The sequence below is a fragment of the Pseudomonas sp. HP_08 genome, assembly GCF_055284095.1.
The window spans coordinates 653,784-675,691 of sequence record NZ_JBTOQC010000001.1 but is presented as its reverse complement, the minus strand read 5'-3'; the positions used below and the strand labels follow the sequence as shown (position 1 = coordinate 675,691).

Below are 21,908 nucleotides of genomic sequence, written 5' to 3'. Positions count from 1 at the left end.
CAAACTCAGGTTGCTAAAGCGCCAATGTTTATTGCATCGATTGTCATTTAGAGTCAAATCACGCCCCACCAAAAAAACCATCAAAGGTGTTCAATCATGTCGTCGGTATCCCCGCGCGCCATCGTCTCGTCAGATGAAGTCAGTGAGTTCCTGCGTAACTACCCCGAAGTGCAATTTGTCGATCTGCTCATCTCCGACATGAATGGCGTGGTGCGCGGCAAGCGCATCGAGCGGCCCAGCCTGCACAAGGTCTACGAGCGCGGCATCAACCTGCCGGCCTCACTGTTCGCCCTGGACATCAATGGCTCGACGGTGGAAAGCACAGGCCTTGGCCTGGACATCGGCGACTCCGACCGGGTCTGCTACCCGATCCCCGGCACCCTGGCCTACGAACCCTGGCAGAAGCGCCCCACCGCGCAACTGTTGATGACCATGCACGAACTCGACGGCCAGCCGTTCTTCGCCGACCCGCGCGAAGTGCTGCGCCAGATCGTTGCCAGGTTCGACGCCCTGGGCCTGACCATTTGCGCGGCGTTCGAGCTGGAGTTCTATCTGATCGATCAGGAGAACATCAACGGCCGGCCACAACCGCCACGCTCGCCGATTTCCGGCAAGCGCCCGCATTCGACCCAGGTGTACCTGATCGACGATCTGGACGAATACGCCGACTGCCTGCAAGACATTCTTGAAGCCGCCAAGGAGCAGGGCATTCCGGCCGACGCCATCGTCAAGGAAAGTGCGCCGGCGCAATTCGAGGTCAACCTGCACCACGTCGAAGACGCGCTGCTGGCCTGCGACTACGCGGTGTTGCTCAAGCGCCTGATCAAGAACATCGCCTACGACCATGAAATGGACACCACCTTCATGGCCAAGCCGTATCCGGGCCAGGCCGGCAATGGTTTGCATGTGCATATCTCGTTGCTCGACAAGGCCACCGGCAAGAACATCTTTGCCACCGACGACCCTGAAGCTCATGCGCCGCTGCGCCATGCCATCGCCGGCATTCTGGAAACCATGCCGGCCTCGATGGCGTTCCTGTGCCCCAACGTCAACTCGTACCGCCGCTTCGGTGCGCAATTCTATGTGCCCAACGCGCCGAGCTGGGGCCTGGACAACCGCACCGTCGCGGTCCGCGTACCGACCGGCAACGACAGCGCGATCCGCATCGAACAGCGCGTGGCCGGTGCCGATGCCAACCCGTACCTGATGATGTCGGCGATCCTGGCCGGCATCCACCACGGCCTGACGCACAAGCTTGAACCCTGCGCGCCGATCGAGGGCAACTCTTACGAGCAACTGGAACAGAGCCTGCCGAACAACCTGCGCGACGCCCTGCGCGAACTGGACGACAGCGAAATCATGAACCAGTACATCAGCCCCGCGTACATCGACATCTTTGTCGCCTGCAAAGAGAGCGAAATGGCCGAGTTCGAAGTGTCGATCTCCGACCTCGAATACAACTGGTACCTGCATACCGTTTAGGAGCGAGCGCAAGCTCGCGAATACGGATTTTCATACGATCTATGTATCGGTCGCACCGGCACTTTCGCGAGCTCTACGCTCGCTCCTACCCGGTAATAGGGAAATAGCAGTGTCCGGTCTTGAAGAGAACAACCATGAACATCCCGCAACGTGATTACTGGGAACAGCTGTTCCAGAGCCTGTCCATCGAAGGCCGCGCCTTTATCGATGGTCATTATGTCGCCGCTGTGTGCGATGCGACGTTCGATTGCATCAGCCCCGTCGACGGTCGCTTGCTGGCGCAGGTCGCCAGTTGCGATATCGATGATGTAAACCGCGCGGTCAGCGTGGCCCGGGCGCGTTTCGACAGCGGCGTGTGGTCGCGCCAGGCACCGGCAGCACGCAAAAAAGCACTGATCCGCTTTGCCGACTTGATGCTCGCCAACGCCCACGAACTGGCGTTGCTCGAAACCCTCGACATGGGCAAGCCGATTGCCGATGCCGTGCAGATCGACGTGCCCGGTGCGGCCAATGCCATTCGCTGGAGCGCCGAGGCGGTCGACAAGCTGTACGACGAAGTCGCCGCTACGCCGCACGACCAGCTCGGCCTGGTCACCCGCGAGGCCGTCGGTGTGGTCGCGGCCATCGTGCCGTGGAATTTTCCGCTGATGATGGCCTGCTGGAAGCTGGGGCCTGCGTTGGCGGCCGGCAACTCGGTGATTCTCAAGCCTTCGGAAAAGTCGCCGCTGACCGCGATCCGCATCGCCGCCCTGGCGGTCGAGGCGGGGATTCCGGCCGGAGTGCTTAACGTGCTGCCGGGCTTTGGCCACACCGCCGGCAAGGCGCTGGGCCTGCACATGGACATCGACACGCTGGTGTTCACCGGCTCTACACGCATCGCCAAACAATTGATGGTCTATGCCGGCGAGTCGAACCTCAAGCGCGTCTGGCTGGAGGCCGGCGGCAAGAGCCCGAACATCGTGTTTGCCGACGCGCCGGACCTTGAAGCGGCTGCCAAAGCGGCCGCCAGCGCCATCGCTTTCAACCAGGGCGAGGTGTGCACCGCAGGCTCGCGCTTGCTGGTCGAGCGCTCGATCAAGGCACGCTTTGTGCCGATGGTGGTCGAAGCGCTGAAAGCCTGGCAGCCGGGCTATGCACTGGACCCGGACACTCGCGTGGGCGCTTTGGTGGATGCCACGCAACTGGACACCGTGCTCGGCTACATCGACGCCGGTTTGGCCGACGGCGCGCAACTGCTCAGCGGTGGCCAGCGCACCTTGCTCGACACCGGCGGCGTGTACGTCGAGCCGACCCTGTTCGATGGCGTCGACAACGCCATGCGCATTGCCCGCGAAGAAATCTTCGGGCCGGTGCTGTCGGTGATCGCCTTCGACAGCGTTGAGGAGGCCATCGGCATCGCCAACGACACCGTCTACGGCCTGGCCGCCGGTGTCTGGACAGCTGACCTGTCCAAGGCGCACCTGACCGCCAAGGCGCTGCGCGCCGGCAGCGTGTGGGTCAATCAGTACGACGGCGGCGACATGACCGCGCCGTTCGGTGGCTTCAAGCAGTCGGGCAATGGCCGTGACAAATCGCTGCACGCGTTCGACAAGTACACCGAACTCAAAGCCACCTGGATCAAGTTGTAAGGCCCGGCGGCGCAGGCCGCCCTGTCCTGGAGAATCGACCATGCAGCAACAACACGTTCAAAGCTACTACGCCGACTCGCGCAACTATCACGCTGAGTACCCGGTGCTGAGCGAATCGATCCAGACCGATGTGTGCATCATCGGCGCCGGTTACACCGGGCTGTCCACCGCGCTGTTTCTGCTGGAGCATGGCTTTTCCGTGACCGTGCTGGAGGCCGCCAAGGTCGGCTTCGGCGCCTCGGGGCGCAACGGCGGGCAGATCGTCAACAGCTACAGCCGCGACATCGATGTCATCGAAAAAACCGTCGACCCGCACCAGGCGCGGCTGTTGGGCGAGATGGCCTTCGAAGGCGGGCGCATCATCCGTGAGCGCGTGGCCAGATATGGTATCCAGTGCGACCTCAAGGACGGTGGCATCTTTGCCGCGATCACCAGCCGGCAGATGAACCATCTGGAGTCGCAACAGCAACTCTGGGAACGCTTCGGCCATAAACAGCTTGAGCTGCTCGACGTCAGCCGCATTCGGCAGATGGTCGATACCGACCGTTATGTCGGCGGCATGCTCGACATGAGCGGCGGGCACATTCACCCGCTGAACCTGGCGCTGGGCGAAGCCGACGCGGTGGTCAGACTCGGCGGGCGCATTCATGAGCAAAGCCCGGCCACGCGCATCGACCGCGGCCCGAACCCGGTGGTGCACACGCCGCTGGGCCAGGTGCGGGCAAAGTTTGTAGTGGTGGCCGGCAACGCCTACCTGGGCAATCTGGTGCCGGAACTGGCGTCCAAGGCGATGCCGTGTGGCACTCAGGTGATCACCACCGAACCCTTGGGCGATGAGCTGGCCAGCAGCCTGTTGCCGCAGGATTACTGCGTCGAAGACTGCAATTACCTGCTCGACTACTACCGCCTCAGTGCCGACAAGCGCCTGATCTTCGGCGGCGGCGTGGTCTACGGCGCGCGAGACCCTGCGGACATCGAAGCGATCATCCGGCCCAAGCTGCTCAAGGTGTTCCCGCAGCTGAAAAACGTGAAGTTCGATTACACCTGGACCGGCAACTTTCTGCTGACCCTGTCGCGCCTGCCGCAAGTCGGCCGGCTGGGCGACAACATCTACTACTCCCAGGGTTGCAGCGGGCACGGCGTGACCTACACGCACCTGGCCGGCAAGCTGCTCGCCGAAGCCCTGCGCGGCCAGGCCGAACGCTTCGACGCCTTCGCCGGATTACCGCATTACCCGTTCCCGGGCGGCCGTCTGCTGCGCGTGCCGTTCACCGCGCTGGGCGCCTCGTATTACCAGCTGCGCGACCGGCTGGGCGTTTAACCCAACCTTTAAATCAACACTAAACCCGACCCTGAACCCGTAGGAGCGAGCGTTAGCTCGCGAATGCCGACCATCAATACGTTGAAGCTGCTGGCCCATTCGCGAGCTCTACGCTCGCTCCTACGGGAATTGTTTTTCTGCTGCGAGGATCCACCATGTCTCGTCTTCCCCTGATTGGCGTTACCGCCTGCCGGCAGATGCTGGGCAAATACGCGTCGCACACCGTGGGCGACAAGTACGTCGAAGCCGCGGCGTTTGCCGGTATGCCTCTGGTGCTTCCAGCGCTGAGCACGCCGCCCGATCCGCTGCTGTTGTTGCAACACCTCGACGGTGTGCTGTTCACCGGCTCCCCATCGAATGTCGAGCCGCACCATTACCACGGCGCACCGAGCGCCGAAGGCACCCAGCACGATGCCTGGCGCGATGCCGTGACCTTGCCGCTGCTGCGCGCCGCCATCGATCAGGGCGTGCCGGTGATGTGCATCTGCCGGGGCTTTCAGGAACTCAACGTGACCCTGGGCGGCACCTTGCATCAACGGGTGCAGGAACTGCCGGGCTATCTGGATCACCGCGAGCCGCAAAGCGATTCACTGGCCGAGCAATACGCGCCGCAGCATGCCGTGACCGTGCAAAAGGGCGGCGTGCTGGAGCGTCTGGGGCTGGCGTCCGAGTTTCAGGTCAATTCCCTGCACAGCCAGGGCATTGACCGTTTGGCGCCAGGCCTGCGGGCCGAAGCGCTGGCGCCCGACGGGCTGATCGAGGCGGTGTCGACCGAGCAGTCGCCAGGCTTCGTGCTGGGCGTGCAATGGCACCCCGAATGGCGTTTTCTGGAAAACTCTGAATCGCTGCGCTTGTTCGAAGCCTTCCGTGAAGCGTGCCAGGCCTACGCGCAGAGGCGCTGAGGCTTCTGCGGGCACACGTCCCATGTAGCCATAATTCCAATAAAACGGCGGACACTGAATGAGTCATAACGGCGAAACACCTGCGCGCACCGGCTCCAAGGGTCTGGCCAGTGGCAGTCTGGGCCTGCTGGCCTGTGTGGTACTGGGCATCTCGACCATCGCGCCGGTCTATACCCTGACCGGCGCGCTTGGCCCGACCGTCCGCGAGGTCGGTGCGCATTTGCCGGCGATCTTTCTGGTGGGTTTCATTCCCATGCTGCTGGTTGCCCTGGGCTACCGCGAGCTGAACGCCGCCGAGCCCGACAGCGGCACCTCGTTCACCTGGTCGGCGCGGGCCTTCGGGCCGGTGATGGGCTGGATCGGCGGCTGGGGACTGGTGGCCGCGACCACCATTGTCCTGTCGAACCTGGCCGGTGTGGCGGTGGACTTTTTCTACCTGTTCCTTGGCCAGTTGACCGGGCATGAAGCACTCATCGCGTTAAGCGATAACGTCTGGGTCAACATCCTCACCTGCTGCGTATTCATCGGCATCGCGGTGTGGATCTGCTGTCGCGGCATTGGCACCACCATGGGCGTGCAGTACGTGCTGGTCGCCTTGCAACTGTTCGTGCTGCTCGGCTTCTGCATCGCCGCCTTCGGTGAGGCGCCGCAAGGGCCGGCGCTGGAATTCGATGTCAACTGGTTCAACCCGTGGAGCATCGACTCGTTCTCTTCGTTCGCCGCCGGGCTGTCGCTGTCGATCTTCATTTTCTGGGGCTGGGACGTGTGCCTGACGGTCAGTGAAGAGTCGGTCAGCAGCCACGCGGTGCCGGGTCGCGCCGCTGCGCTGACGGTGCTGGTGATCCTCGGTCTGTACCTGGTCACCGCCATCGCCACCCTGCGCTTTGCCGGCGTCGCCGACCAGGGCCTGGGGCTGGGCAACCCGACCATTCAGGAAAACGTCTTCGCCCACCTGGCAGGCCCCGTGATGGGGCCGCTGGCGATCCTGATGTCGATTGCGGTGCTGGCCAGCACCGCGGCGTCGTTGCAATCGACGTTCATTTCACCGGCGCGCACGCTGTTCGCCATGGGCTATTACCAAGCGCTGCCCAAGCGCTTTGCGAGCATCTGCCCGCGCTCGCTGGCGCCTCGTTTTGCGACCTTGTGCGCCGGTGCGGCGGCGGCGATCTTTTACGTCAGCATGCGCCTGCTCAGTGAAAACGTGCTGGCCGACACCATCACCGCGCTGGGCATGATGATCTGCTTCTACTACTCGCTGACCGCGTTTGCCTGCGTCTGGTATTTCCGCCACAGCCTGTTCGACAGCGTTCGCCACCTGTTGCTGCGCGGCGTGTGCCCGCTGCTCGGCGGCAGCGCGCTGGCGGTGATCTTTGCGCAGACCGCCGTCGACAGCGCCTCGCCGGATTTCGGCAGCGGTTCGCACATCGGCGGCGTGGGGCTGGTGTTCATCATTGCCGTGGTGATCCTGCTGCTGGGCGTGGTGCTGATGGGCATCTTTCGTTGGCTGACCCCGGATTACTTCGCCGGGCAAACCCTGCAACGCGCGCACTTGCGCGCACCCCACAACCTGGAGGCGGGAGCCTGAGACATGAACACCGAGCAAGGCCTGCTGCGCCTGTCGATCATCATCACCGTACTGGTGGCCGGCTTCGGCATCGTCTTCGGCCTGCTGTCGGGTTCGTTCTCGATTGTCTTCGACGGCGTCTATTCGCTGGCCGATGCCAGCATGAGCGTGCTGGCGCTGATCGTCGCCACCCTGATTCGCCGCCACACCACCGAAGGCGATGCCAGCCGGCGCCTGGCCGAACGCTTCAACATGGGCTTCTGGCACCTGGAACCGATGGTGCTGGCGATCAACGGCACGCTGCTGTGCGGGGTGTCGCTGTATGCATTGATCAACGCCATCGGCAGCCTGCTCAGTGGCGGGCGGCACCTGGAATTCGGCTTTGCGATTGTCTATGCGGCGCTCACCAGCTTGATCTGCTTCAGCCTGGCGGTGCTGGAATTTCGCGCCAATAAACGCATCCGCTCAGACTTCGTTGCGCTGGATGCCAAGGCCTGGATCATGTCCGGCAGCATCTCGCTGGCGTTGCTGATTGCCTTCATCGTCGGCGCGCTGCTGGAAAACACCGCCTGGGCCTGGCTCGGCCCGTATATCGACCCTGCGGTGCTGGCGATCATTTGCCTGATCATCATCCCCATCCCGGTGCTGACCATTCGCCAGGCGTTTTCGGACGTGCTGATGGTGACCCCGCCAGCACTGAAACAACACGTCGATGACGTCGCCGCCAAGGTCGTTGCGCAGTATGGGTTCAAGGATTGGCAGGCCTATGTCGCCAAGGTCGGCCGCGCCCGGCAGATCGAGCTGTATTTCATCGTGCCGGAAGACTGGCCCGCCTGGACCCTGGCCGACTGGGACGCGGTGCGCAATGGGGTGGGAGAGGCCATCGGCGGGGAAGGGCCGAACCGCTGGCTGACCATCGCCTTCACCACCGACCCGCAATGGGCGCGGTGAACGTGTGTGTCATTAAACAGCGATTAATCTGTCGCCGGATATCCGCAAAAATCACATGTTTTCGCCATATAAGGCGGCCATGCTAACGGTGCGGATCTGCGTGAACGTTTGAAGCCGACAACCATGAAAAGACGGTCGAACCGCCTGTTCATGCAGTTTGAAGGGGGTGAAGCTGCCTTACTGCACGCGCTCGCCCAAGACCTTGCGGCAGTGCACCATCGCGTCACGGATCATGAAGTTGACCAGGGTCGGCGATACACCGAGTTCCTTGGCGATGTCCTTCTGTGGAACCCCGTGCAAACGGTAGCTTTCAAAGGCGTAGCGGGTGCGTTTAGGCAGTTCGTTGAGGGCTGCGTCGACGATCATCAAGGTCTCATGATCGAGGTTCTGGCTCTCTGGAGTAGACCCTTGAACGGCAACGTTCAAACCTTCCTCCTCACTACCGGAGTACTTCTGTTCCATCGCCTGCTTGCGGTAGTGGTCAATGGCGAGGTTGCGGACAATGCGAAATACGTAACTGATCTGTGCCCTGAGTGGCAGCGTCACCTTGGGGGTGTTGGCCAATCTCAGAAATGCATCCTGCACCACATCTTCAGCGCGACTGTGGCAGCCCGTAATCCGGGCAGCGGTCTTGATCAGGGTATTACGGTTATCCAGTAAGGCTTCCAGAAGCGACGGTGCAGAAGTCTCTTGAGCTGGCTTTACGGATCCATATTCCTGCATGATTTTGCCTATGCGACGAAAGTTATAAAGAGGTCGATTTCCCTGCGGCGGTGACAAGGTAGTGCTGGTGCTGCAAGGTGTCAAATGATAATCATTATTTTTTAGGATCTAAGCTAAGTGCTATTTGTGTGCTACTACAGCACCGCCGTGCGCCGTTCTGGTGCGTTCATAGCGCTAAAAGTAACTAATTTTTTCTCCTCGATACCCGTCTTCAACTCCATGTAAACACGGTCGTCTCCCAGTCACAGAGTCTGGTGCAGCGCGCCGTGCCCCACGCATGGATTGAGGACTGGTACAGCGATGGCAAACTTCTTCGAGCGCCCGATATCTCTGGCTCACGCATTGATGCGCCACGCCGCGACACGTGGCGATGAACCGGCCTTGCGTTTTCTCGATGGCCAGAGCGAAGAGGGCCTGGTACTCACCTACCGCGAGCTCGACGCCCGGGCGCAAGTGATCGCCAGCGAACTGGCCCGGCGCTTTACGCCCGGTGATCGCGCGCTGTTGCTGCTGCCCAGCGGCCCTGACTACGTGGCGGCGTTCTTTGCCTGCCTGTACGCCGGCGTCATTGCCGTGCCGGCCTACCCGCCGGAATCGACCCGCTCGCAGCACCTGGAACGCCTGCTGTCGATCGTCGCCGATGCCCAGCCGAGCGTGATCCTCACCGCCGCGCAATTGCTGCCGGCATTGCGTGACACCGAGGCGCAGCATGGCGCGCGCATTCCGCAGTTGCTGGCGGTCGATGAGCTGAACGCCGAGATACAAAGCCCATGGACCACCCATGCGCCGCTGGCCGAAGACATCGCGTTCTTGCAGTACACCTCAGGCTCCACCTCGACGCCCAAGGGCGTGCAGGTCAGCAATGCCAACCTGGAAGCCAACTCGTTCCTGATCCGCCAGGGCTACGCCATCGACGCGCAGGACGTGATCGTCAGCTGGCTGCCGCTGTACCACGACATGGGCCTGATCGGCGGTTTGTTGCAAGGCATCTACAGCGGCGTCGGCGTGGTGCTGATGTCGCCGCAGTATTTCCTTGAGCGCCCGTTGCGCTGGCTGGACGCGATCAGCCGCTTTCGCGGCACCATCAGCGGCGGTCCGGATTTCGCCTATCGCCTGTGCTTCGAGCGCATCAACGACAGCAAGCTGGTCGGGCTCGATCTGCGCCACTGGCGCGTGGCGTTTTCCGGCGCCGAGCCGATCCGTCAGGACAGCCTGCACGACTTTGCCGGGCGCTTTGCCGCCTGTGGCTTCGAGGCCAGAAATTACCTGGCCAGCTACGGCCTGGCCGAGGCCACGCTGTTCGTCACCGGCAGCCGTCCGGGGCAGGGCATCGACAGCCTGCAACTGGACGCCGAGGCGCTGGGCGCCCATCGCGCCGTGCCTGGGCAAGGCAGCACGCTGGCCAGTTGCGGCTGGCCGCAGCCGGAACACCCGGTGCTGATTCTTGACGTCGACACCGGTGCTGCACTGGGCGAAGGCCGGGTCGGCGAGATTTGCAGCGGCGGCCCGAGCATTGCCCGTGGCTACTGGCGCAATCCCGAGGCGACCGCCAAGGCTTTCTTCGCACATGACGGCGGCCACTGGCTGCGCACCGGCGACCTGGGTTTCATGCAGGACGGCCAGTTGTATGTCAGCGGGCGGATCAAGGACATGCTGATCGTGCGTGGCCAGAATCTTTATCCACAGGACATCGAGCGCACCGTCGAAAGCCAGATCGAGGCCGTGCGCAAGGGCCGGGTGTCGGTGTTTCCGGTGCAGCATGACGGCGTCGAGTCGTTTGGCATCGCCGCCGAAGTCGGGCGCCGTGCGCAAAGCCAGCAAGCGCCCGAGCAACTGATCGAGCAGATTCGCCTGGCGGTGGCTGAAGCACACCGTGAAACCCCGGCGCTGGTCGCGTTGCTGGAACCGGGCAGCCTGCCCAAGACCTCCAGCGGCAAACTGCAACGCTCGGCCTGCGCCGCGCAGCTCAAGGACGGCACCTTGCAAGCGGTAACCCTGTGGCGTCAGGGCGAGCCAGAGGCTGCCGCACAGTCGGTCGCTACAACCCAGACAATCGCGCAGCGCATCCAGCGCGCCTGGTGCGAGGCCCTCAAGGTCGAAACCCTGAGCGCCGACGCCAGCTTCTTCGGCCAGGGCGGCAACTCGATCCAGGCGATCCAGATGGTCGCCGAACTGCGCGACGAGCTGGGCCTGGACGTGCAACTGCGCACCCTCTACGAGGCGCCGACCCTGGCGCAGTTCATCGCCGCCGTCGAAGGCCATACCGGGCAATCGACCGGCATCGCGCGCTTGCCTCGCGACGGCGCGCTGGCGCAATCGGCGGCGCAGAATCGCCTGTGGTTCCTCTGGCAACTGCAACCGGACAGCGTCGCCTACAACATTCCCGGCGGCCTGCGCCTGCGCGGTGAACTGGACGTGCCGGCGGTGCAGCGCGCCTTCAGCACCCTGATCGAACGCCACGAAGCCCTGCGCACGCGCTTCTTGCAGCAGGACGGTATTGGCCTGCAACGCATTTTTGGCCACGCTGACGGGTCGCTGCTGCGCGAAGACCTCAGCGAATTTCCGGCGTCCGAGCGTGAAGCCCGTGCCCGCACAATCCAGGAGGCCGAAGCACACAGCCGCTTCGATCTGGAAAACGGCCCGTTGCTGCGCATCAAGCTGGTCAGCCTCGATGAGGACGATCACCTGCTGCTGGTGACCCTGCACCACATCGTCGCCGACGGTTGGTCGCTGGGCATTCTGCTGGATGAGTTCGCCCGCCTGTATGGTGCCTACAGCCAGGGCCAGAACCTGGCGCTGGAACCATTGGGCGTTCAGTACGCCGACTATGCCGCCTGGCAGCGCGACAGCGTCGATGCCGCTGAACAACAGCGTCAGCTCGATTACTGGCGCGAGGCGCTGGAGGGTGAGCGCGAGCCGTTGGCCTTGCCGCTGGACCGCCCGCGCAGCGCCACGCCGTCGGCCGCCGAGCGCCTGAGCCTGCGCCTGGACAAAGCATTGGGCGAACGTGTGCATGCATTGGCGCGCAGCCGTCAGGTCAGTACCTTCAGCCTGTTGCTCGCCGCCTTCCAGACCCTGTTGCAACGCTACACCGGTCAGAACGATATCCGCGTCGGCGTGCCGAATGCCAACCGCCCGTTGCTCGAAACCCAGGGCCTGATCGGCTTCTTCATCAACACCCAGGTGCTGCGTTCGGCGCTGGATTCACGCCAGGATTTCCATAGCCTGCTGACGGCGGTCAGCGCCCGCGTGCAGGCCGCGCAGGCGCATCAGGCCATCGACTACGAACAGGTTAGCGCCGCCCTGGGCGATGCGGCCGGTTTCGAGGTGATGTTCAACCACCTGCAACGCAATACCGATGCACTCAAGCGCTTGCCCGGCCTGCTTGCCGAAGAACTGCCATGGCACAGCCGCGAGGCCAAGTGCGACCTGCAATTGCACAGCGAAGAGGACCCGCAAGGGCGCATTCGCCTGTCGTTCGACTACGCCGTCGAGCTGTTTGAAGCAGCAACCATCCAGCGTTTTGCCGGGCACTTCGTCAGCCTGCTGGAGCAGGTTTGCGCGCACCCTGATCAACCACTCGGCGATCTGCCGTTGCTGGGTGAGCAAGAATCCCGGCAACTGCACAGCTGGGGCAGCAACCCGCAGCCACAGCCGGGCTGGCAACTGGCGCAGCGCCTGTCGCTGCAAGCCGCCAGCACACCGGCGCAGACCGCGCTGATCTTTGCCGGTCAGTCGCTGAGCTACGCCGAACTCGAGCGCCAGGCCAACCATCTGGCGCTGCGCCTGCAAGCGCACGGTGTCGGCCCGGAAGTGCGCGTCGGTGTGCTGGCCGAGCGTTCGCTGGAGCTGATGGTCGCGGTCGTCGCCATCGTCAAGGCCGGCGGTGCTTACGTGCCGCTGGACCCGGATTACCCGCGTGAGCGCTTGCAGTTCATGCTCGCCGACAGCGGCATTGCCCTGTTGCTGGGCCAGCAACAAGTACTCGACACGTTCGACGTGCCGGCACGCATCGCCACCCTGGCGCTGGACGCTGTTGCCAACGGTCCGGGCGCCGACAGCGCGCCGGCCATCGACGTGCACCCGCACAACCTCGCCTATGTGATCTACACCTCCGGCTCCACCGGCCTGCCCAAGGCGGTCGGCAACAGCTACGGTGCGCTGGTCGAGCGACTGGGCTGGATGCAGCGCGAATACGCGGTCGGCCCACGCGATGTGCTGCTGCAAAAGGCGCCGTTGAGCTTCGACGTTTCGCTGTGGGAATGCTTCCTGCCGCTGATCTCCGGCAGCCAGCTGGTGCTGGCCGCCAACGGCGAGCACCGCGACCCGCGTCGCCTGGTCGAGCTGGTCAGCGAACACGGCGTGACCCTGCTGCACTTCGTGCCGCCGTTGCTGCAACTGTTCATCGACGAGCAACAGGTCGAACAGTGCAGCAGCCTGCGTCACCTGTTCTCCGGTGGCGAGGCGCTGCCGGCCGAGCTGTGCCGGCGCATTCAGCAGCGCCTGCCGCAGGTCGCCTTGCACAACCGCTACGGCCCGACCGAAAGCGCGATCAACGTCACCCATTGGCCGTGCGTCGGTGAGCCCGGCGCGCGGGTGCCGATCGGCCGGCCATTGAGCAATGTAATCACTGAAATTCGTGAGGCCGACTGGCAACTGGCGCCGGTCGGTGCGCGGGGCGAACTGCTGCTGGGCGGCAACGCCCTGGCGCGCGGCTATCTGGGCCAGCCGGCACTGACCGCCAGCCGCTTTTTGCCGGCCGAAGACGGTCAGCGTGTGTACCGCAGCGGCGACCTGGCGCGCTGGCGTGGCGACGGCGCGCTGGACTACCTCGGCCGCCTGGACGAGCAGGTCAAGCTGCGTGGCGTGCGCATCGAGCTGGATGAAATCCGCAGCGAAATCCTCGCCCAGCCCGGCGTACGCCAGGCGGTGGTGATTCTTGGCGAAGGCGCCGGCGGCGGGCAGTTGCTCGCCTATCTGGTGGCCGACGGCAACGAGTCGCCGGTGGAACTGAGCGAGCGCATTCGTGCCGCCCTGCGCGCCGCCTTGCCCGAGCCGATGATCCCGGCGCATGTGTTGCGCCTGGCGGAACTGCCGCTGACACCCAGCGGCAAACTCGACCGTCGCGCCTTGCCACAGCCGGAGGCGGCGCAGCGTGAGTACCGTGCGCCGCGCAACGATCTGGAGCGCGGCCTGGCGGCGATCTGGAGCGAAATGCTTGAGCTGGCGCAGGTCGGCCTGGACGACGATTTCTTCGAGCTGGGCGGGCATTCGTTGCTGGCCACGCGCATCGTCTCGCGTGCGCGGCAGGCATTCGGCGTCGAGCTGCCGCTGCGCAGCCTGTTCGAGTCGCGCACCCTGCTGGCATTCGCCGCCTGGGTGGCGCGTGCGCAGGCCAGCGGTCAGGTCGATAACCAGGGCGTTATCGCCCTGATCGATCGCAACCAGCGCGTGCCGCTGTCGTATTCGCAGCAGCGCATGTGGTTCCTCTGGCAGCTTGACCCGGACAGCCCTGCGTACAACGTCGGCGGCATGGCACGCTTGCGCGGTGCGCTGGAGGTGCCGGCCTTCGAACGCGCCTTGCAGGCGCTGATTCAGCGCCATGAAAGCCTGCGCACCACGTTTCCGAGCGACAACGGCAAACCGTGGCAGCGGGTCGCCGAACAGTCCGATGTGCACCTGCAACAGCTGGACATCAGCGCGCAGCCTGAAGCCGAGCGTCAGGCGAGCATCGAGCGTCTGGCCGATGAACAGGCGCACGCGCCGTTCGACCTTGAGCGTGGTCCGTTGCTGCGCGTCTGCCTGGTGCAAAGCGCCGAGCAGGATTATCACCTGCTGATCACCCTGCACCACATCGTCACCGAAGGCTGGGCGATGGACATCTTCGCCCGCGAACTGTCGGCGCTGTATGGCGCCTTTGTCGAGGGCCGCGAGTCGCCGCTGGCGCCGTTGCCGGTGCAGTACCTGGACTACAGCGCCTGGCATCGCCAGTGGCTCGAAGCCGGTGAGATGCAGCGCCAGCGCGATTACTGGCTGGCGCAACTGGGCGGCGAGCAGCCGCTGCTGACCCTGCCCACCGACCGGCCACGCCCGGCCGTACAAAGCGCTCGCGGCGAGCTGCATCGTTTTGATCTGGATGAAAACCTGGCGCGTCAGGTCAGCCGCTTCAACAGCGAGCGCGGCCTGACCCTGTTCATGACCATGACCGCTGCGCTGAGCGTGTTGCTGTACCGCTACGGCGGCCAGGACGACCTGCGCATCGGCGTGCCGCTGGCCAACCGCATTCGTCCGGAAAGCGAAGGGCTGATCGGCGCCTTCCTCAACACCCAGGTGCTGCGCATCCAGCCGCATGGCCAGATGCGCGTCAGCGAACTGCTCGATCAGGTGCGCCAGGTGGCCATCGACGGCCAGTCGCACCAGGACATTCCGTTCGACCATCTGGTCGAGGCCCTGCACCCGCAACGCAGCGCCGCCTTCAACCCGCTGTTCCAGGTGATGTGCAACGTGCAGCGCTGGGAATTCCAGCAGCAGCGCGCACTGGCCGGCGGCGTGCAGGTCGACTATCTGGTCAACGATGCCCGCGCCACCAAGTTCGACCTCAACCTGGAGGTCACCGACTTCGACGCGCAACTGCGTTGCTGCCTGACCTACAGCACCGACCTGTTCGACGCCGAGCGCATCGAAGCCATGGCCGGCCACTGGCAGCAACTGCTGCGCGGCATGCTCGACGCACCGGACACGCGCCTGAGCGAACTGCCGTTGCTGAGCGCACCTGAGCGCCAGGCGTTGCTCGACAGCGGCCGTGGTCCTGCGCTGAACGAAGAAACCCCGCTCAGCGTGGCCGCGCTGTTCCAGCGTCAGGTCCAGGCCACGCCGTATGGCCGTGCGCTGACCTGCGCCGGCGAGTCGCTGACCTACGCCGAACTCAATGCGCGGGCCAACCGCCTGGCGCATCAACTGATCGAACTGGGCGTCGGCCCCGAAGTACGCGTGGGCCTGGCCCTGCGCCGTTCGCTGGACATGGTGGTCGGCCTGCTGGCGGTGCTCAAGGCCGGTGGCGCCTATGTGCCGCTGGATCCGGAATACCCGCAACAACGCCTGCGCTACATGATCGAAGACAGCCATCTCAGCGTGCTGCTGGGCCACGATATCCTGTTCGAACAACTCGCGCCGCTGCCGGACACGGTCTATGCCTGGAGCCTGGAACAGGACCTGCCGGCGCTGGCGGCTTACCCGAGCAGCGACCCTGCCGAGCGCAGCCTGCCCGAGCATCTGGCCTATCTGATCTACACCTCAGGCTCCACCGGCCTGCCCAAAGGCGTGGCCGTGGAACAAGGTCCGCTGGCCATGCACTGCCAGGCCGTGGGCGAACTGTTCGGCACCAACCCTGCCGACTGCGAACTGCATTTCTATTCGATCAACTTCGATGCCGCCACCGAGCGCTTGCTGGTGCCGCTGCTGTTCGGCGCCGAAGTGGTGCTGCGCGAACAGGGCCAGTGGGACGCCGAGTCGATCTGCGGCCTGATCCGCACCCATAACATCAACGTGCTCGGCTTTACCCCCAGCTACGGCGGGCAACTGGCGCAGTGGCTGCGCAGCCATGACGAGCAACTGCCGGTGCGCCTGATCATCACCGGCGGCGAAGCGCTGACCCCGGAACACCTGCACACCCTGCGCGACACCTTCAGCCCGCAGACCGTATTCAACGCCTACGGCCCGACCGAAACCGTGGTCATGCCGACCGCCTGCGCCGCGCCTGATGAGTTGCCGGAAGGGCTGGGCAGCGTGCCGATCGGCCGTGTGGTCGGGGCACGCAGCCTGTATGTGCTTGACGCCGACCTGGCGCTGGTGCCGGGCGGTGCCAGCGGCGAGCTGTATGTCGGTGGCTACGGCTTGGCGCGGGGTTATCTGGGCCGCGCCGGCCTGAGCGCCGAGCGCTTTGTCGCCGACCCGTTCGATTCCGCAGGCGGTCGCCTGTACCGCACCGGCGACCTGGTGCGCCAGGGCCGCGACGGCCAGCTGGAATACCTCGGGCGTATCGACCAACAGGTCAAGGTGCGCGGGTTCCGCATCGAACTGGGTGAAATCGAAGCCAGCCTGCTGGCCCATGAGGATGTCCGCGAAGCGGTGGTGCTGGCCCTCGACGGTCCGTCCGGCAAACAACTGGTCGGCTATCTGCTGGCCGAGTCGGCGCAGGCCAACGATGCACTGGTCGCCGAGCTGAAAGCCCAATTGCTGGTCGCGCTGCCGGAACACATGGTGCCCGCGCACCTGATGGTGCTGGAGCGCTTCCCGCTGACCGCCAACGGCAAACTCGACCGCCGCGCCTTGCCACAGCCGGACCTGGCTGCCGCACAGAACGCCTATCAGGCGCCGCGCAACCCGGTCGAGCAGAGCCTGGCCGAGGTCTGGCAATCGGTGCTCGGCGTGCCGCGCATCGGCATCGACGACAACTTCTTTTCCCTGGGCGGCGACTCGATCCTGTCGATTCAGGTGGTCAGCCGCGCCCGCCAGGCCGGTGTGCATTTCAGCGCCAAGGACCTGTTCCTGCACCAGAGCGTGCGCACCCTGGCCGCCGCCGCGAAACAGAGCCAGCGCCTGAGCATCGACCAGGGCCCGGTGCTGGGCGAGACGGCACTGACGCCGATTCAGCACTGGTTCTTCGAGACGCCGCAGGCCAACCCGCAACACTGGAACCAGTCGCTGCTGCTGCAAAGCGCCCAGCCGCTGCAAGCGGTGCTGCTGGAACAGGCCCTGCAAGCACTGGTGGCGCACCACGACGCCTTGCGCCTGCGTTTTACGCCGGACGCACACGCCGAATACCCGGCGCATGACGCCACTCAGGAGTTGCTGTGGGTGCGCCTGGCGGATAACGCCGAACAACGCCTGGCCGTATTCGAACAGGCCCAGCAAAGCCTCGACCTGCAACACGGCCCGCTGCTGCGCGCGGTGCTGGTGCCCGGCGCCCCCGAGCGTCTGCTGCTGGCGATCCATCACCTGGCGGTGGACGGTGTGTCCTGGCGAGTATTGCTCGAAGACCTGCAAACGGTTTATCGCCAACTGGAACAGGGCCAGACAATCAGCCTGCCGGCCAAGACCAGCTCGCTGCGTGACTGGGCCGGTCGTCTGCAAGCCTATGCCGGCAGCGAGTCGCTGCGCGAAGAACTGGGCTGGTGGCAGACCCGGTTGCAAGGTGGCGACAGTGAGCTGCCGCGTGATTTCAGCGGCGAGCCGAACCTTGAGCGCGATGCGCGCCGGGTCAGCCTGACGCTGGATGCCGACAGCACTCGCCAACTGCTCAACCAGGCGCCGCAAGCCTACCGCGCCCGGGTCGACGACCTGTTGCTCACCGCACTGGCGCGCACCCTGTGCGCCTGGACCGGGCAGGATTCGGCCCTGGTGCAGCTTGAAGGCCATGGCCGCGAAGAGCTGTTCGACGACATCGACCTGAGCCGCAGCGTGGGCTGGTTCACCAGTGCCTACCCGCTGCGCCTGACGCCCGCCAGTGATCCCGGCGCCAGCCTCAAGGCGATCAAGGAACACCTGCGCGGCGTGCCGCACAAGGGCCTGGGATACGGCGTACTGCGCTATCTGGCCGACACACACAGCCGTCGCGCCATGGCCGCCTTGCCTGAAGCGCGAATCACCTTCAACTACCTGGGCCAGTTCGACCAGGGCTTTGCCGACGATGCGCTGCTGCGTCCGCTGGACGAGGCGGGCGGTGCACAACATGCGCCCGATGCCGCGCTGCCGAACTGGCTGAGCGTCGACGGTCAGGTGTACGGCGGCGAGCTGACCCTGCGCTGGACCTTCAGCGACAAGCTGTTCCGCCCCGAAACCATCGAGCGTCTGGCGGCCAGCTACCAGGCCGAACTTCACGCGCTGATCGCCCATTGTGTGACGCCCGAGGCCGGTGGCATCACGCCGTCGGACTTCCCGCTGGCGCACCTGAGCCAGCCGCAGCTGGATGCCTTGCCGCTGCCGTTCAACGCCATCGACGACATCTTTCCGTTGACGCCGATGCAGGAAGGCATGCTGCTGCACACCTTGCTGGAAGCCGGCACCGGCATCTATTTCATGCAGGACCGCTACAGCATCGACAGCGTGCTCGATGTACCGTGCTTCGAGCGTGCCTGGCGCCAGGTCGTCGCTCGCCATGAAGCGCTGCGCGCCTCGTTTGCCTGGAACACCGGCGAGCAGATGCTGCAGATCATTCATCGCGGCGACGGTGACGGCGTCGAGTTCCTCGACTGGAGCGCGCTGCCCGCCGACGGCCATGAAGCGCGCCTGCAAAGCCTGCTCGAAACCGAACGCCTGGCCGGTTTCAACCTGCTGGAAACACCGCCGCTGCGCCTGCGCCTGATTCGTCTGGCCGCCGACCGCCATTGGTTCATCATGAGCAACCACCACATCCTCATCGATGCCTGGTGCCGCTCGATCATGATGGGCGATTTCTTTGCCTTCTATCAGGCCCTCGGCGAAGGCCGCGAGGCCAACCTGAGCGCGCCGCCGCGCTACCGCGAGTTCATTTCGTGGCTGCATCAACAGGGCCTGGAGCAATCGAGCATTTACTGGCGCCAGGCGCTGAGCGGCTTCGAACGCCCGACGCTGATCCCCAGCGACCGGCCGATCCTGCACGACAACGGCGGCATGATTGTCGGCGACGCCTACAGCCGCCTGCTGCCGGAACAAGGCCTGCGCCTGAAAGAGCTGGCGCAAGCGCACCAGTTGACCGTCAACACCTTTGCCCAGGCCGCCTGGTCGCTGGTGCTGCGTCGCTACAGCGGCGAGCGCGACGTGCTGTTCGGCGTCACCGTGGCCGGTCGCCCGGCGAGCCTGCCGCAGATGCAGAACTGCGTCGGCCTGTTCATCAACAGCATCCCGCTGCGCGTGCCGATGCCGGCGGCCGGCGAGCGCCTGAGCGTGCGCCAGTGGTTGCAGCAACTGTTCGAGCGCAACCTGGAGCTGCGCGAGCACGAGCACCTGCCGCTGGTGAGCATTCAGGAATGCAGCGAACTGCCCAAGGGCCAGCCGCTGTTCGACAGCCTGTTCGTGTTCGAAAACGCCCCGGTCGACGCCACCGTGCTGCAAGGCGCCGAAGGCCTGAATGCGCGCTCCGGTTCCGGGCGCACGCACACCAACTACCCGTTGACCGTGGTCTGTTACCCCGGTGACGACTTGGGCCTGCACCTGTCCTACGACCAGCGCTTCTTCGACGCCCCGACCGTCGAACGCCTGCTCGGCGACTTCCAGCGCTTGCTGCTGGCCCTTGCCGACGGCTTTGAACAGGACTTCTCCGCTTTGGCGCTGGTGGCCGATGACGAGCGTCGTTTCCTGATCGAAGACTGCAACCGCAGCGACCGCGACTACCCGCTGCAACAGGGTTATGTGCCGCTGTTCGAAGCCCGCGTGGCCGCGCACCCCGAACGCATCGCCGCCGCCTGTATGGGCGAGCAGTGGAGTTATGCCGAGCTTGACCGTCGCGCCAATCGTCTGGGTCATGCGTTGCTGGCGGCCGGGGTGCAGCCCGACCAGCCAGTGGCGCTTCTCGCTGAACGCAGCTTGCCGCTGCTGGGCATGATGGTCGGCACCCTCAAGGCCGGCGCCGGTTACCTGCCGCTGGACCCGGCGCACCCGCAACAGCGCCTGGCACAAATCGTCGACACCAGCGCCGCGCAGGTGCTGGTGTGCAGCGCCGCCTGCCGCCAGCAAGCCGAAGAGCTGCTTGAAGAACTGGGCTGCGCCAGCGGCCGGCCACAGCTGCTGGTCTGGGACGCGATTCAGGACAGCGCAGGCAACGAGTCGGCACTCAACATCGCCGTCAGCGGCCAGCACCTGGCGTACGTGATCTACACCTCCGGCTCCACCGGCGTGCCCAAGGGCGTGGCGGTGCATCAGGCGGGCATGCTCAATAACCAGTTGAGCAAGGTGCCGTATTTCAACCTGAACGAACACTCGGTGATCGCCCAGACCGCCTCGCAAAGCTTCGACATCTCGGTGTGGCAGTTCCTCGCTGCCGCGCTGTGCGGTGCGCGGGTCGAGATCGTCCCGGACCTGATCGCCCATGACCCGGCCGCCTTGCTGCGCCATGTGCAGGACACCGGCATCAGCGTGCTGGAAAGCGTGCCGTCGCTGATCCAGAGCCTGCTCGCCGAGCCGCCGGCCACGCTCGATCACCTGCGCTGGCTGCTGCCGACCGGCGAAGCCATGCCGCCGGCGCTGGCGCAACAGTGGTTGCAGCGTTACCCGACGGTCACGCTGGTCAACGCTTATGGTCCGGCCGAGTGCTCCGACGATGTGGCGCTGTTCCCGGTGGATGAAGCCTCCACCGCCGGCAGCTACCTGCCGATCGGCACACCGACCGACAACAACCGCTTGTACCTGCTCGACGATGAACTGCAACCCGTCGCCACCCTGGCGCATGGCGAGCTGTTCATCGCCGGCACCGGTGTGGGTCGCGGCTACCTCAACGACCCGCTGCGCACCGCCACCAGCTACCTGCCCAATCCGTTCGGCGCGCCGGGCGAACGCCTGTACCGCAGCGGCGACCTGGCCCGACGCCGCGACGATGGCGTGCTGGAGTACGTCGGCCGCGTCGACCATCAGGTGAAGATTCGCGGCTACCGCATCGAGCTGGGCGAAATCGAAGCACGCCTGCGCCAGTGGCCGGATGTCCACGATGCCGCCGTAGCCGCGCAACACACCGCCACCGGCCAATACCTGGTCGGCTATGTGGTTGGCAAAAACGCCACGCCGGACTTCGATGCGCTCAAGGCGCACCTGGCGCAGAACCTGCCCGAGTACATGGTGCCGCGTCACTGGCAGGTGCTCGACAAACTGCCGCTCAACCCCAACGGCAAGCTCGACCGCAAGGCCCTGCCAGCCCTGGAATTCAGCGCCGCCGAGCACTATCAGGCGCCGGGCTCCGAGCTTGAAACCACCCTGGCGCGCATCTGGAGCGAAGTGCTCGGCGTCGAGCGGGTTGGCGTCACCGACAACTTCTTCGACCTGGGCGGCCACTCGCTGCTGGCCACCCAGATCGCCTCGCGGGTCCAGCAGGCCCTGCAACGCAGCGTCCCGCTGCGGGCGATGTTCGAATGCAGCACGGTGCAGGAACTGGCGCAGCACATCGAAAAACTCGACGGCGCCGCGCTGACCGAGCAGAAAGTCAGCGCCATCGACGACCTGATGGCGCGTCTGGAGGCGCTGTGAACAGAGAAACATACCTGTAGGAGCCCGCTTGCCGGCGACCGGCTGCGTTAGCAGTCGTAAATTTGTGGCGTTTCATAGATTTTTGTGAGTGCTAGCGCACTCAGTCGCGGTGGTCCGGCATTCCG

Annotated in this window: 8 protein-coding genes; 7 read left to right on the top strand and 1 reads right to left on the bottom strand. The window is 64.8% G+C overall.

Going from position 1 to position 21,908, the window contains the following annotated elements:
* Positions 1-96 precede the first annotated feature (96 nt).
* From ACYAS9_RS02970 to ACYAS9_RS02945, 6 genes are all read left to right on the top strand, one after another.
* Positions 97-1,482, top strand: a complete 1,386-nt coding sequence (locus tag ACYAS9_RS02970) for a glutamine synthetase family protein (RefSeq protein WP_463566807.1) — start codon at positions 97-99, stop codon at positions 1,480-1,482.
* A gap of 134 nt (positions 1,483-1,616) precedes the next feature.
* On the top strand, positions 1,617-3,110 hold the full coding sequence (locus ACYAS9_RS02965) for an aldehyde dehydrogenase (RefSeq protein WP_463566806.1): 1,494 nt from the start codon (positions 1,617-1,619) through the stop codon (positions 3,108-3,110).
* Positions 3,111-3,150: 40 nt separating this feature from the next.
* Complete coding sequence (locus tag ACYAS9_RS02960) at positions 3,151-4,431, top strand: NAD(P)/FAD-dependent oxidoreductase (RefSeq protein ID WP_463566805.1); 1,281 nt, start codon at positions 3,151-3,153, stop codon at positions 4,429-4,431.
* 155 nt (positions 4,432-4,586) lie between these two features.
* Complete coding sequence (locus ACYAS9_RS02955) at positions 4,587-5,333, top strand: gamma-glutamyl-gamma-aminobutyrate hydrolase family protein (protein ID WP_463566804.1); 747 nt, start codon at positions 4,587-4,589, stop codon at positions 5,331-5,333.
* A 58-nt stretch (positions 5,334-5,391) separates the two neighbouring features.
* Complete coding sequence (locus ACYAS9_RS02950) at positions 5,392-6,918, top strand: APC family permease (RefSeq protein ID WP_463566803.1); 1,527 nt, start codon at positions 5,392-5,394, stop codon at positions 6,916-6,918.
* 3 nt (positions 6,919-6,921) lie between these two features.
* Positions 6,922-7,848: a cation diffusion facilitator family transporter gene (locus ACYAS9_RS02945; protein ID WP_463566802.1), complete on the top strand. Its 927-nt coding sequence runs from the start codon at positions 6,922-6,924 to the stop codon at positions 7,846-7,848.
* Positions 7,849-8,025: 177 nt separating this feature from the next.
* Here ACYAS9_RS02945 and ACYAS9_RS02940 read toward each other — a convergent pair whose 3' ends face one another.
* Positions 8,026-8,571: an RNA polymerase factor sigma-70 gene (locus ACYAS9_RS02940; RefSeq protein WP_463566801.1), complete on the bottom strand. Its 546-nt coding sequence runs from the start codon at positions 8,569-8,571 to the stop codon at positions 8,026-8,028.
* Positions 8,572-8,871: 300 nt separating this feature from the next.
* Between ACYAS9_RS02940 and ACYAS9_RS02935 the strand changes: the two genes are divergently transcribed.
* Positions 8,872-21,783, top strand: coding sequence for a non-ribosomal peptide synthase/polyketide synthase (locus ACYAS9_RS02935; RefSeq protein ID WP_463566800.1), 12,912 nt, complete (start codon positions 8,872-8,874; stop codon positions 21,781-21,783).
* Positions 21,784-21,908 lie beyond the last annotated feature (125 nt).

Coding starts and splice junctions, on each gene's coding strand:
- ACYAS9_RS02945 (WP_463566802.1), top strand. CDS start 6,922: ATGAACACCGAGCAAGGCCTGCTGCGCCTGTCGATCATCATCACCGTA.
- ACYAS9_RS02960 (WP_463566805.1), top strand. CDS start 3,151: ATGCAGCAACAACACGTTCAAAGCTACTACGCCGACTCGCGCAACTAT.
- ACYAS9_RS02940 (WP_463566801.1), bottom strand. CDS start 8,571: ATGCAGGAATATGGATCCGTAAAGCCAGCTCAAGAGACTTCTGCACCG.
- ACYAS9_RS02970 (WP_463566807.1), top strand. CDS start 97: ATGTCGTCGGTATCCCCGCGCGCCATCGTCTCGTCAGATGAAGTCAGT.
- ACYAS9_RS02950 (WP_463566803.1), top strand. CDS start 5,392: ATGAGTCATAACGGCGAAACACCTGCGCGCACCGGCTCCAAGGGTCTG.
- ACYAS9_RS02965 (WP_463566806.1), top strand. CDS start 1,617: ATGAACATCCCGCAACGTGATTACTGGGAACAGCTGTTCCAGAGCCTG.
- ACYAS9_RS02935 (WP_463566800.1), top strand. CDS start 8,872: ATGGCAAACTTCTTCGAGCGCCCGATATCTCTGGCTCACGCATTGATG.
- ACYAS9_RS02955 (WP_463566804.1), top strand. CDS start 4,587: ATGTCTCGTCTTCCCCTGATTGGCGTTACCGCCTGCCGGCAGATGCTG.